General features: G+C 38.1%; 11 protein-coding genes. 5 read left to right on the top strand and 6 right to left on the bottom strand.

Annotated elements, in window-relative coordinates; translation table 11 throughout:
- Window positions 1-130: 130 nt before the first annotated feature.
- From AC1EJ5_RS04895 to AC1EJ5_RS04880, 4 genes are read right to left on the bottom strand one after another with little or no spacing between them, the layout of a single operon-like run.
- Complete coding sequence (locus AC1EJ5_RS04895; RefSeq protein ID WP_223418884.1) at window positions 131-487, bottom strand: DUF956 family protein; 357 nt, start codon at window positions 485-487, stop codon at window positions 131-133.
- Entirely contained in the window at window positions 488-1,426 is a 939-nt protein-coding gene (locus tag AC1EJ5_RS04890; RefSeq protein ID WP_348938444.1) for a PTS system mannose/fructose/sorbose family transporter subunit IID, read from the bottom strand.
- On the bottom strand, window positions 1,423-2,250 hold the full coding sequence (locus tag AC1EJ5_RS04885) for a PTS mannose/fructose/sorbose transporter subunit IIC (protein WP_479814882.1): 828 nt from the start codon (window positions 2,248-2,250) through the stop codon (window positions 1,423-1,425). Before AC1EJ5_RS04885 ends, AC1EJ5_RS04890 begins: the two co-directional genes overlap by 4 nt.
- Window positions 2,251-2,259: 9 nt before the next feature.
- On the bottom strand, window positions 2,260-3,252 hold the full coding sequence (locus tag AC1EJ5_RS04880) for a PTS sugar transporter subunit IIB (RefSeq protein WP_223418878.1): 993 nt from the start codon (window positions 3,250-3,252) through the stop codon (window positions 2,260-2,262).
- Between the two features lie 562 nt (window positions 3,253-3,814).
- Here AC1EJ5_RS04880 and AC1EJ5_RS04875 point away from each other — a divergent pair.
- Window positions 3,815-4,558 (top strand): DeoR/GlpR family DNA-binding transcription regulator, encoded by a 744-nt coding sequence (locus tag AC1EJ5_RS04875; protein ID WP_223418876.1) that lies wholly within the window; start codon window positions 3,815-3,817, stop codon window positions 4,556-4,558.
- A gap of 32 nt (window positions 4,559-4,590) precedes the next feature.
- Here AC1EJ5_RS04875 and AC1EJ5_RS04870 read toward each other — a convergent pair whose 3' ends face one another.
- Both AC1EJ5_RS04870 and AC1EJ5_RS04865 read right to left on the bottom strand, forming a co-directional pair.
- Entirely contained in the window at window positions 4,591-5,271 is a 681-nt protein-coding gene (locus AC1EJ5_RS04870) for a transaldolase family protein (RefSeq protein ID WP_308749488.1), read from the bottom strand.
- A 171-nt stretch (window positions 5,272-5,442) separates the two neighbouring features.
- On the bottom strand, window positions 5,443-7,866 hold the full coding sequence (locus tag AC1EJ5_RS04865) for a glycyl radical protein (protein ID WP_308749489.1): 2,424 nt from the start codon (window positions 7,864-7,866) through the stop codon (window positions 5,443-5,445).
- 163 nt (window positions 7,867-8,029) lie between these two features.
- Here AC1EJ5_RS04865 and AC1EJ5_RS04860 point away from each other — a divergent pair, with 163 nt between their 5' ends.
- From AC1EJ5_RS04860 to AC1EJ5_RS04845, 4 genes are all read left to right on the top strand, one after another.
- A complete protein-coding gene (locus tag AC1EJ5_RS04860; protein ID WP_479814880.1) occupies window positions 8,030-10,885 on the top strand; it encodes an insulinase family protein in 2,856 nt (951 codons plus the stop codon).
- 114 nt (window positions 10,886-10,999) lie between these two features.
- Window positions 11,000-12,091: a 5-bromo-4-chloroindolyl phosphate hydrolysis family protein gene (locus AC1EJ5_RS04855; protein WP_479814878.1), complete on the top strand. Its 1,092-nt coding sequence runs from the start codon at window positions 11,000-11,002 to the stop codon at window positions 12,089-12,091.
- Window positions 12,084-13,199 (top strand): toxic anion resistance protein, encoded by a 1,116-nt coding sequence (locus AC1EJ5_RS04850; protein ID WP_223418864.1) that lies wholly within the window; start codon window positions 12,084-12,086, stop codon window positions 13,197-13,199. Before AC1EJ5_RS04855 ends, AC1EJ5_RS04850 begins: the two co-directional genes overlap by 8 nt.
- An 89-nt stretch (window positions 13,200-13,288) precedes the next feature.
- Complete coding sequence (locus AC1EJ5_RS04845) at window positions 13,289-13,570, top strand: kinase to dihydroxyacetone kinase (protein WP_209774744.1); 282 nt, start codon at window positions 13,289-13,291, stop codon at window positions 13,568-13,570.
- Window positions 13,571-13,575 lie beyond the last annotated feature (5 nt).

Raw genomic sequence — 13,575 nt, 5'->3', positions numbered from 1 at the left:
TATTCTTTTACTACTTTCATTTTGAATTCTGTGCTATATTTTGCCATTAAAAAACTGACCTCCTTTAGTTAGTTTTTTGGTCTAACTTTTGGGGGTCAGTTCATTTTATTACTTGAAGTGGGTGGTTTTTTTATTTCTTATTTTTATCCTTAAGCTTATCAAGGATACTAGGTATTTTTCTTATTTTTTCTTTGCCTAGGTAGGTCTGTAAGAGGAGTAGGATTTTTTTATTGTTTGAACTATTAAATTCAAAATCTCCATTGCTTCTAGTGCAAATTTTAAATCTTAAAATCTTTTTGCCAAACAAGAGCCTTACCCCAACTAGGGAAATTTCTGAATATGGTATTTGTATATAATCTCTTGGATTTTTCTCATTATAATATTCAAATGCCTTATCCCCAATGTAAATATCCCCTCGGCTAGTGAAATTTTTTAGATAATTTCCCTTTGCATTCAAATCCACCTTGTTATTTTTACTTGATATCATCTACATTATATGGAAAACTCTTGCTAGTATTCCTACAACAAATAGGGATAATATAATTACTATAGGAGATATATTCTTCTTTAAAAGTTTGCATATACCTAAAGTTAATAGCAAGGCAGATAGACCTGGAATTAAGGAATCTAGGTTTTGTTGAAGGGTTGTCACCTTAACAGAGTCTAAGGCTGTTGGTCCAATCTCTAAAGCTTTGGATATTGCCATTTTAATTCCTTCAGCTCCTGCTGGTAGGACTGCCCAATCTATATAGGTTCCTGGTTGTTGTGTAACTGATGATACATTTATTGTAAAATTAATTGATACCCATCTTTGAACTAGGGCTCCGATTATGAACATACCAAGTATGGATGCCATAAGAGTTACCCTGCCTAAAAGTCCACCAGATAGGTCTTTTATTATTTCATTTCCTGTCCTATAACCAAATTCTTGGCTCTTCCATTCAAATATCAATCTCATAGCATTCCAGATTAGGAAAAATATTAATGGACCTACGATATTACCTGTTAGAGCTAAGGAAGCTCCAAGAGCTCCAAGTATAGGTCTTATTGTAAACCAGAATACTGGGTCACCTACACCTGCAAGTGGTCCCATAAGACCGATTTTAACACCATTTATTGCCCCATCATCAATATCCGCTCCGTTTGCCCTTTCCTCTTCCATGGCGAGGGTAACTCCCATTACAGAATTTGAAACATAAGGGTGGGTATTGTAAAACTCTAAGTGTCTTTTAAGGGCTTGACTCTGATCTTCTTTTTCAGTATAAATTTCTTCTAGGGCCGGAGAAATCGAATAGGCCCAGCCACCATTTTGCATTCTCTCATAGTTCATAACCCCTTGCAAAAATTGGTGACGCCACCAAACTTTTTTCCTTACTTCCTTACTAATAACTACCTTGTTTTCATTGTTATTTATATTTTCTGTCATATTAACCCCTCGAAATCATCTAAAATATCACCTAATGCATCACCCGAACCTGAAACAGCAGCCTTATTGCTTGTAGCAAGCTGTTTTAATGTCATATAAATAACAGCAAGCATTGAACCTAAGGCTCCCAAACCAATCAAAGTTAGTTGTGGCAAAGCCGCTAATACAAAACCGATAATGAAGAAAGGCCATGTTTCCTTACTGCTCATTATATTTATAACCATGGCATAACCAACAGAAGCAACCATACCACCACCAACAGCCATACCTCCTGTTAACCAGTCAGGCATTGCGTTAAGAGCATCTGTAACTACCTTAGCTGGGATAAAGCAAAGGATAATGGCAGGAATCATAATCCTGATACCTTGCAAGAATAAAGCAGTGTAGGTGAGCCTGTCTATCTTTCTAAAATCTGCAACTTCTGCAGCCGCATCCATGCCGTGGATGATAATTATAGACAAGGTCCTAACTATCATAGACAAGAACAAACCTGCAATGGAAAGTGGAATAGCCAATGTTATGGCTGTGTTTATTGCTGTTTCTGCATCGGCACTGCCACCTTTTAGTGCCAAGACCATAATGATAGATGATGCAACTGAGGCAAGACCAGCATCAGGAGCCACTGCAGCACCAATATTAGCCCAACCAAGAGCTATCAGCTGTAAAGAACCACCAAGAATTATTCCCTCTTTTGCATGACCTGTGAAAATACCAATGAGGGTACAAGCTACCAAGGGTTGGTGAAATTGAAACTCGTCAACTATACCGCCACAACCCGCTAAAAATGCCACAACGGCGATTAATACAATATTAATAATACTCATATTTTACTCCTAAGAAATTTTCAATTCTCTTTTAGCTTTTTCAATCATTCTATCAAAAGATTCAGGACTGTCAGCTGGAACTTTTCTAATATCAAATTCAACACCCATATCCTTAATCTTTTCAAGTGTTTCTACATCATCCTTGTCAAGGGCTATGGCATTTGTTGCAACAACCTTACCCTTAGAATGAGCCATAGAACCAAGGTTAACCTTATCTAGCCTGCCACCTAATTCCATAAACTTCAAAACAGATTGAGGCTCTTCAAACAACAATAGAGCCTTAGTTGAACCAAATCTTGGATCATCCTGAACCTGAATCATTTTCTTGAGAGGTATGACATGGGCCTTGACCCCTGGAGGTGCAGCTTCCTTAATCATTCTGCTTCTTAATTCATCCTTGCAAACCTTATCACAAACAACTATAATTCTGTCTGGATTTACAAACTTAGTCCAATTTGTAGCAACTTGCCCATGAAGCAATCTTGTATCAACCCTAGCCAAAACAATATCTATCCTGCCATCTCCCAAAACAGTACCTGTTGGTATTTGGCAACCGATAGTATTTTCCTCAAGTTCCTTAAGCAAGGTGGCCTTATCTGGTGGATTCACAAATTCAGGAACACCCTTAGCTCCTTCCCTAGCAGTATCAATTATTATCTTGGCAAGGTCGTGGGCGGATTCTGATGTCATCCTCTCAGATAGGGCTTGGATAAGCATAGGTAAATTCACACCTGCAACCACAGCTATCCTATCCTTATCTTCCTCATAGAGGGTCATGCATTGGTTAAAAGGTGTTCCTCCCCAGAGGTCTGCCAAAAATAAAATATCACCACTTCCGACCTTATCCATGGCCTTTTTTAGATTATTCCTATATTCTTCTGGGCCCATGGAAGGTTTTAACATTACAGTCTCTAAATTCTCTTGACTGCCAAAAATCATCTCAGATGATTCTTTTATACCTTTAGCAAAGTCACCATGACTAGCTAAAATAATTCCTATCATTCTTCCTCCTTTTCAATTGATATAATTTTCAAAATTTACATAAAAAAAATCTCTTAAAATTAAATAATCAAAATATTTATATGTCATGGCTTTCGTTAAAAAGCACCTGTTAATTATATAATTCTAAGAGCTGTCATCTAAGAAATCGTTCTCAAAAGACAAATAAGTACCAGGCCTTAAAATTATGATTATTATTAAAAAATGGGTAAATATAATTTATAAAGACCAATATTATTAGATACGATATAAAAAAAACAATCAGATTGTAGTTAGAAAAATAAACTAACTTTAATCATTATAATTAGTTTTAATACCCTATAGTTTTAGAATCATTAAGTAAAACATTTCCGGAAATTATAGTTTTCTAGCTTGACTCTTTATCACTATACTCTATTCGAAACTAGTTTCAATTTTAAACGAAAGTTTTTTTATTTTGTTCGATTGTTTTTTTCTTATCTTTGTAAATTTGTGTAAAGTTTTGAAAAAAAATACTATAATATTAATAGTAGGTAAAATAGTATATAAGATATAAACTTAATCTTTAAATTAATAAGGAGAATGTATGAATAAAAGTCAAAGGCAGGCTAAGCTTGTCGAAGAAATTAATAAAAGAAAAAAAGTTTCTGTAAACGACCTTTCTGACATCTTTGAGGTGTCTGCAGTTACTATAAGGAAGGATTTGACTGAGCTTGATGAGGCTGGCCTTATAGTTAGGACCCACAATTATGCAGAGTTGGCTGATGACGATTCAATTTCTAGAAAATTATCTTTTCACTTTATGGAGAAGACCCAAATAGCTGACAAGGCTTGTGAGCTTGTGGCAGATAACGAAACGGTTATGATTGAGTCTGGGTCTTGTTGTGCGATTTTTGCAAAAAAACTCGCTGAGACTAAGAAAAATATTACTATAATAACAAATTCTGTATTCATTGCTGATTATATAAGTGAAACTGGGGCTCAAATTATTGTCCTGGGTGGTATCTACCAAACTAAAAGCCAGGTTTTGGTGGGACCTGTCCTTGCTGAGTCGGTTAAACATTACAAGGTTGATAAGCTTTTTATAGGTGCAGATGGTTATTCCTGCGAATGGGGTTTTTCAAATAAGGATCCTTTCAGGGGTGAGGCTGTTAGACATATGGCTTCAAGGGCCAAACAAGTTGTCGTCCTTACAGAAAGCCATAAGTTTGAATTGGAGGGCAACCTAGGCCTCGGAGTTGCCGTTAATAAGGTTGTAACTGATAAAAATATCAAGAAAAAAACTAAGGACCGCTTGAAGAATTCTGGCATCAAACTAATCTTATCATAAAAAAAATCGCCCAATTTGGACGATTTTTTTCTTTATAGTATATCTAAGAAGGTTTGGCCTTCTTCTAAAATACTTTCAAAGTCTTCTTCGAAGGTTTTGATTGCAAAATCAACGTTTTTGTCATTTACCAGACCCTTAAAGACATCTGGGCCTAAAGTTAGGGCACCTACTCCTCTTTCCACAAGGTCAAGGACCTGGTTAGAATTTTTAAAGGATGCGGCTAGGATTTGTGCGTCAAAATCGTTAGCTTCTAGGATGTTTTGAATCTTTCTTGTCACACCAAGGCCGTCATAGCCTAGGTTATCAATCCTATTTACATAAGGAGCTAGGTATTTAGCTCCTGCCTTGGCGGCTAAGAAGGCTTGGAGAGGGGTGTAGATGCCTGTGGCTGTTATCTTTATCCCTTCCTTGGTGAGTTCTTCCATGGCCTTGAAGCCTTCTCCAGAAGATGGAACTTTGATATAGGTATTTTCCCCAAGTAAGGCTACAAGTTTTCTTGCTTGGTCCACCATTTCTTCTTTTTTTGATGCCACAACTTGGCAATGTAGGTCCATGTCTGGGCCGATTAGTTCTCTAATTTTAACAAGTCTATCTTTAGGATTTTCCCCTGCCTTAGCGAGGATAGTAGGGTTTGTTGTAACCCCGTCAATTGGGAATAAGGCTATCAGTTCCTTGATAGAATCTAGGTCTGCGTGGTCGATTAATAGTTTCATATTTTTTTCTCTCTCCCTCATCCGATATGAGTTATCATTATTAAATCATTTTCTTTATCTTTATTGTATTCTTTTTTTATTAAATTTCGGCTTATTTTCACCTAGGCTCTTTGCTTATAAAACTTTTACCAAGTCCTAGGTCGGATTTTCTTAGTATGACTTTACTTATCTTTAAAGACTTTGTTCAGTCCTTGCTATTATATCATCCTGGGTATCTTTTGATAAGACGTTGAAGAAGGCTGAATATCCTGCTACCCTTACTATTAGGTTTTTATGTTTTTCTGGGTGGATTTGAGCGTCTATTAGTGTTGCCCTGTCTACTACGTTATATTGGATGTGGTAGCCTTCAAGACCGTCGAAGAAGGCTCTAGTTAGGCTTATTAGTTTATCCTTGTTGCCTGGCTTATCTATCATGGTTGGAGTTACTTTTTGGTTTAATAAAACTCCACCTGTGATATCCCTGGTTGGGAGTTTGGCTACTGATTTTAATACTGCTGTTGGGCCATTTAAGTCTGATCCATGGCTTGGTGAACATCCTTCTGCTAGGGCTTCGCCCTTTTTTCTACCGTCTGGTGTGGCGAGTGTGCCTGCACCTTGTGGGACGTTGGCTGAAATTGAAGAGGTGCCAGCATAGTAGCAACCACCGATTGGTCCCCTGCCATACCTTGTATTTTTAGCCTTTTTAATCTCATCAATATAGGAATTGTAGGCCCTTGTTCCTAGCATATCAACGTAATCATCGTCATTGCCATATTTTGGAGCGGCTATTAAAAGCTCTCTGATTTCCTTGCCTCTTGGACTTTCAAAATTATCCATTAGAGCATCCCAGAGTTCTTCCTTGCCTACTGTCTTATCTTCAAAAACGGTTTTCTTGATGGCTGCTAGTGAGTCGGCTGTATTTGCAATTCCTACCTGAAGGCCTGAGATAAAGTCATAAACTGCTCCACCTTCCTTCATAGTAAGTCCTCTTTCTATACAATCGTCTGTTAATACGCTTGCCAAGATGTCGGCTGTGTTTTCTTCTTGGATTGTATCGCAAACTGAGTCTACTACTACTGTTTGCCTAGCCATTTCCCTAATGGTCTTATCCCAAGATTCCATAAAGTCTTCAAAATTATCCAAATCTTTAAATTCTTTGACATTTTCTATTAATAAAGTACCTGTAGCTGGGTCCTTGCCGCCGTTCATGGCTATTAGGATTCCCTTGGTAAAGTTTAAGAAGCTCATACCGGTACATCTATAGCCCCACTTGCCTGGAACAGCTGTTTCTACACAACCTACCGCACAATAGTTGTAGGCGTCTTCTTCTTTTACACCCTTTTCTATAAAAGATGGGATGATTACCTCATCTGAGTTAAAGGCTGGCATACCAAAACCACATCTGATTACTTCTAAACATTCCTTCATGAAGTCGTCTGGTAGATTTTTGTGGTATCTAACTGTGAGGTTAGGTTGTGGGAGATGGCATTGGGCGATTGTCTTAAGGATTAGCCAAGATGTCTTATTTGTGGCATCTTTTTTATCCTTAGTTTGGCCGCCTATGGTCACGTTTTGGTAAAGTGGGCTTCCTGCAGAAAACACTGTATGACCCCAAGGTCTTACCTTATTTATAGTATATGTTTTTAACCAAAGATTGACTAGGACTTCGCTCGCCTGATCCTCTGTAATCCTACCGCAAGCTAGGTCTTGCCTTAGGAAAGGATCAAGGTATTGGTCAACTCTACCATAAGAAACTGAGTGACCATTGGATTCGATTTGTAAGATAAGGTGACCTAACCAAATGGCTTGAACTGCTTCTTTGAAGGTCTTAGCTGGTTCAAAAGGAACCCTTCTTAACATCTGGCCAATTTCAAGTAGTTCTTCTTTTCTTTTGGCATCTGTAGTTTCTCTTGCCTTTTCTTCCGCAAGGACTGCATACCTGAGGGCAAAGTCCCTAACTGCGTCAATTACTATGATACAAGCCTTGTAGAAGTAGGTTTTTTTGATGTTTTTATAATCTGAAAGGTCAAGATTTCTTAATTTTTCCTCTGCCCTTTTCTTATAGTCTTTTAGGCCAACTTTTAACATGTTGGTGTAGTCAGCCGCAAAATGGCCGTCACCACTGGTTACCTTTCCTAAAAATGAAATTATGCCAAGGTCCGCATATTTTTGTGCCTGGTCAGGCATATATGGCTTACCCTTATCGTAAATGGTGTTATTTTCCCAATAAGGATATATGGCCCTTAATTTTTCCTTATTTTCTTCGGTAATTGTAAAGACGTCTCCGTCACGTTTTTCAAGGTCGTCTAGCTCGTCAATTACCCATCCCATTGCATATTCTGGAAAAATTGGCGCAGCCCTATTTGAAGAAGCTTGGTTACCTGCAATTAAGCCGCAATCTTCGATATAGATTGACATATTTTCTAAAATATCCTTAAGCATCAAGGCTCTTTTGATGTGAAGAGGTTTGTTTTGGTTTTCCTTATAAGATTTTGTTACAATTTCCGCTCTTTCTACACAAATTTCTGGGGTCTTGTCTAAAAGCTCATCCCTTAATTCTTGCATCCTTGGAGTTAAAGCTCCAAAATAATTACTTCCGTATGTTGACTGAGTCATATTTTTCCCTTTCTATTTTAGTTTTTCATATTTTCTTTCGTTCGAAACTAATTCATATTTCTAATGTAATCTTACTTCAGTTTTTATCTTTGTCAAATATTATTTTAAGTAACTCCAAGAATGGTATAGTCCTAATGAGAACAATATTAGTAAAGGATGATTTATGAACAAAAATTACGAATTAATTAAAAGTGAAAATTTCCCTGCTATAGGCATTGAGGCTTTCCATTATAAGCATATAAAGACCGGCGCCAAGGTCGTTTTTGCCAAAAAAGATGACACCAACAAGACCTTTGCCATTGGTTTTAAAACCCCACCAACAAATTCTAAGGGCATGGCCCACATTATGGAGCATTCTGTCCTTAATGGTTCAAAAAAATATCCGACCAAGGACCCTTTCATGGCCATGGATTCTTCATCTTTGCAAACTTTTTTGAATGCCATGACCTATCCAGACAAGACAGTTTTTCCTGTTTCAAGTGAAAATGACAAGGATTTTAGAAACCTAGTTGACGTCTATACTGACGCAGTTTTAGCGCCCCTTGTTATTAATAAAAAGCAAATCTTAGACCAAGAAGGTTGGCATTACGACATCGAAGGCGACCAAGTTGTTGGGGTTTCAGGCGTGGTTTATAACGAGATGAAAGGTGCCCTATCAGATCCAGAATCTATCATAGATAATGATATAAATTCCTATCTCTACAAAAATTCCCCTTACCAGTACGAATCTGGCGGTGATCCTCGTTTTATCAAGGATTTGACCTTTGAAGAATTCCAAAAATTCTACGCTGACCACTACCACCCATCAAACGCCTATATTTATTTTTATGGCAATATAGATGACATAGATCCATATTTGACAAGGCTTGACGAGGAATATTTATCAAAATATGAGGCTAAATCCATGGACCTTGCCATAGAAGTTAAGGAAAATTTCTATGAACAACCAATAGAGTCCACCTATCCAGCAAGTGAGGAAAAGCCTGGCCAAGATTATTTGACCTACGCCATGTTGACCCACTCTGCCCTTGATGTCAAGGAAACTCTAACTGCGGCCATTCTTGTAAATGCCCTTTTCAATATGGATTCATCAAAGATTAGGAATGAGATTCAAGAAATCTTATCTCCAGAATATTTTTACGCAAGAAACGCTTATGGCAACAGGTCAGCCCTTATTATCCAAGCCCAAAAAACTGATGCTGCCAAGGTCAATGACTTTGTGGAAATAATTGAAAGTGGACTAAAAAGAGCTAGCCAGGGAATTAACAAGGAAGCCCTCAAATCAGCCTTTTCCCTCTTTGACTTTGGCCAAAGGGAAAACCTAAATTCTGTAAATTCCGGCCTAAATTACTACCTATCCATGTCCTTTGACGCCGATCCTTTCGAAGTCTTTAGGCTGGTTGACTATTTAAAAGAACTTAAGGCTCTAATCGACACAACTTATTACGAGGACTTTATCAAGGAATTTTACCTAGATAATCCTACTAAGCTCATTCATATTGCAAGGCCTTCGGTCGATTATAACAAAAATCAAGATGAAGATTTCAAGGCTTACCTAGATAAGGTCAATGAAGAAATGACTCCAGAAAAGCTTAGCGAAATTAAGGAAGATTTGGAAAAGCTCAAGACCTACCAGGACCGCGAGGATACAGAGGAAGAAAAGGCGACCATTCCAAAACTCGACATAAAAGACGTACCTACAAAAACTAGAGAGGTCCCAAGAGAGGTTGAAACCGATACTTTTGAATATGTCTATAACGACCTTTCCACAGCTGGATTAATCTACACAGATATGTATTTTAACCTAAACCACCTAAATCTTGAGGACTTCAAATATGCCCAAATCATAGGCGAACTTTTAGGATCAATTGACACCAAAACTATGAAATATACAGAAATCGACGACCTCATTTGGCAAAAACTTGGGTCTTTGAATTTCTCAATCATGAATTTCAAAAAAGGTGCAGAAGAGATTGACAGGACCTTCAAGGTTTCTTTCAAGACCCTGCCTACCTACACAAAACAAGCCGCTGACATCGTAAAAGATTTCACAAAAAATTCCCTTTTTGCAAACCAGGCTAGGATTCATGAACTTTTGAGGATTAGAAAGGCTGTTTTTGAGTCAAAAATGTACGACATTGGCCATATGATAGCCATAAACAGGGCCAACGCCCACATCGATAAGCACGCCTACCTCCAGGAAAACTTGACAGGAATCGCCTATTACGACTTTATCAAGGAAAACATAGCTTTAGCAGAAAATGACTTTGGCAAACTTCAAGAGAGGCTGGAAAATGTTTATAAGAGGATATTTACAAAAGACCTTTCTATAAATATTACAAGCGAAAAAGACGGCTATGACCTTATGAAAGGCGGAATAAATGAGGCTTTTGCAGACCTTGGCAGGAGAGAAGCAGATGTCGAAATCGAATTTGAAGCTAGGGCCAAAAAAGAAGCTATAGCAACCGACGCAAATGTCAACTACGTCGCAAAATCAGCTAATTTCTATGATTTTGAAGGTGGCTATGACGGCAAATTCCTCCTTGCAGGATCAATCATGTCAAACCCATACCTCTACTCCCTAATCAGGGCCCAGGGCGGTGCCTACGGGGCAGGCATGTTTGTTTCAAGGTCCATGCTTCTTGCGACCTATTCCTACAGGGACCCAAATATTTCTTCAACTATTGACTCTTTCAACAAGATTGGTCAAATAGCCAAAGACCTAGAAATGACCGACAGGGATTTTGAAAACCAAAAAATTTCCTCTATGGGTACCATTTTAAGGCCTAGAAATCCAAAGCAAATGGGCGATGCCGACTACGCCTACTTTAGGATTCCTTCTTCCAAAAAAGAAGACGACATTCTAGCTGAAATCAAGGCAGCAAATCTTGATGATATCAAGGCTTTAAGCGATTCTTTTGACAAGGCCATGGACCTTGATAACCTGGTTGTGTTTGGGGCAAGGTCCGATATTGAAAAGAACAAGGACCTCTTTGACGAAATTAAGGACCTAAAATAAGGAATCTTTGACCAAAATTTTAAGATAATTAATTTTTGTCTTAAGAATTTTAAAAATATTTATCCTATAGTATAATATCAGCAAGAGGAAAATCACCTTTTGTAAGGAGATAAAATGAAGAAAAAAGATAAGTATAGTCAAAAAGATAACTTTAATATCAATTTTGACTTTGACGACATAGATTTTGAATCAATTGGACAAACAATAAAAAATTCTGTAAATTACGCTGTTTCAAGCTTTTCCAAGGGATATAATAAGAATTTACCAGCAGCAAAAAATCCTGATATTTGTGAACAAAAACCTAAGGAAAAATCCAAGTCAAGTCTCTTAAAAATCGGGGCTGTCTTTGTTGGTATGACCCTTTTTGCCATAGGAATGGACACAATTGAAAATTGGGGCCTTGGAGCAAAAATGATCGGCCTCCTATGTCTAGGAGGTGCTGTAGCAGCGCCAGTCCTTATGTGGAAGCTATCAAGCCACTACAAAAGGCTTGCCATAAACTATTCTAGATACAGGCGTGAGCTTGGAAACTCAACCATTATCTCAATTAGAGATTTGGCCAGCGCAGTTTCCCAAACTGAGGAAGAAACCATCAAGGACTTGCTATATTTTATGAAACAAAACTATTTCAAACAGGCAAGAATTGTTGAAAATGACTCGATTTTCATCCTTGACATTCCAACATTCAAGCTCTATAAGGAAAATCTAGGGAAAATTCCTTCCTACGAAAAAGAACAAATTGCACAATCGGATGACTTCGATTCCCAAAATGCTTCCGACATTCTATCAAATTGTGGTTCTACCCTAAGGGACATGGAAGAAATAGCTAGGAAAATTTCTTCACCTAGCTTTAAGGCGGACCTGGCCCCACTTTTTGAAAATATCAGGGACATCCTAAATATTTTGGACAAATACCCAGAAAAAGCCATCGCCCTTAATAAATTCAACGATTTTTACATGCCAACCGCAGCCAAACTCGTTGAGTCTTACTCGGAATTTGAGCAAATAGACTCAAATAATCCTAAAATATTAAAATCTATGATGGAAATAGATGGGTCAATTAAAACCATTACCGAGGCCTTTGACAAGATCAAAGTTGACCTTATCTCTGACAGGGCCATGGACATAAAGACTGATATTGACACCATTAGGCTTGTTTTAAAACAAGAAGGACTAGTAGAAGGAGATTTTAAAGACCATGAGTGATATCGAATTAAAACTAGACGGAATAGAAGAAAACGACGAAAAACTCGACCAAATCCTAAAAACAGAGCCAGAAAAAATCGAAAATAAAATTGTCTTTACTGAAGCTGAGGAAAAGATGATAGACGAATTTTCCAAAAAAATCGACCTAGACAATACCAACATCATCCTTCAATACGGTTCGGGCGCCCAAAAGAAGATTTCAACCTTCTCCGAGAAGACCCTAGATGCCGTAAAAGATAAGGACCTAGGCGAAATCGGCAAACTCCTTGACACAGTAGTCATGGACATCAAAACCATGGACGATGAGGAAGAATCTAAGGGCCCACTTGGCTTTTTCAAAAAGGCCGGCAGGAAAATTGACAATCTCAAAGTCAAATACCAGTCTACCGAAAAAAACATCAACGAAGTCTCAAGAGCTCTGGAAAATCACCAAATAACCCTCATGAAAGATATCTCCATGCTTGATCAGATGTACGACTTAAACGAGGAATATTACAAGGAAATTTCCATGTATATAGAGGCCGGCAAGAGGAAACTTGAAGATTTGTACAAAAATGACCTCCCAGCCCTAGAAAGGGCGGCAGCCGAATCAAACCTTCCCCTCGATGCCCAAAAAGTCAACGACCTAAAGGCCCAGGCCAACCGTTTTGAGAAAAAACTCCACGATTTAGACCTAACAAGGATGGTCTCAATTCAGATGGCCCCACAAATAAGGATGGTCCAATCATCAAACTCAATTATGGCAGAAAAAATCCAGACAACCATTGTCACAACCATCCCACTTTGGAAAAACCAAATGGTCCTAGCCCTCGGCATGCACCACACCGACCAAGCCATAAGGACCCAACAAATGGTCACCGACCTCACAAATGACCTACTAAAGAAAAACGCCGACACCCTAAAGCAAAACACAATCGAAACCGCAAGGGCAACAGAACGTGGCATAGTTGACGTAGAAACAATCAAACACACCAACGAAGCCCTAATTTCAACCATCGAAGAAGTAAGAAATATCCAAATCGAAGGTGCCAAAAACCGAGAAAAAGCCCAAGCCGAAATCAGAAATTTAGAAGAAGAATTAAAAAAGAACCTAACTAGGAGAAACTAGGGTATAATTTAATTGAGAATGTTTATCAAATGATAAACATTATGTTAATCGAAAATCAATTATTTAGAAAAAAATATGAGGTATATACTATGCACGAATTTAAACCAGGCGAAAAAATTGAATTTCAATTCGATTGCCAAATGCTAATCGCAAGGACAGACAAAGACCTAGACGAAGACGAAATCTTCGACTACATTTCAGACAACCTAGAAGGCGACAGCCTACTTGCAGTGGGAGATGAAGACCTTATAAAAATCCACTTCCACTCCAACAAACCATGGGAAGTCCTAGAATACGCCGCAAGCCTAGGCGACATCCACGACATAGTCGTAGAAAACATGCAAAGACAAGCCGACGGCTTACAAGGCTAAAAACC

It is taken from the genome of Anaerococcus sp. C0059F3, assembly GCF_056590475.1.
Note: the sequence above shows the minus strand (reverse complement) of the source record. Positions and strands in the feature narration are given on the sequence as shown.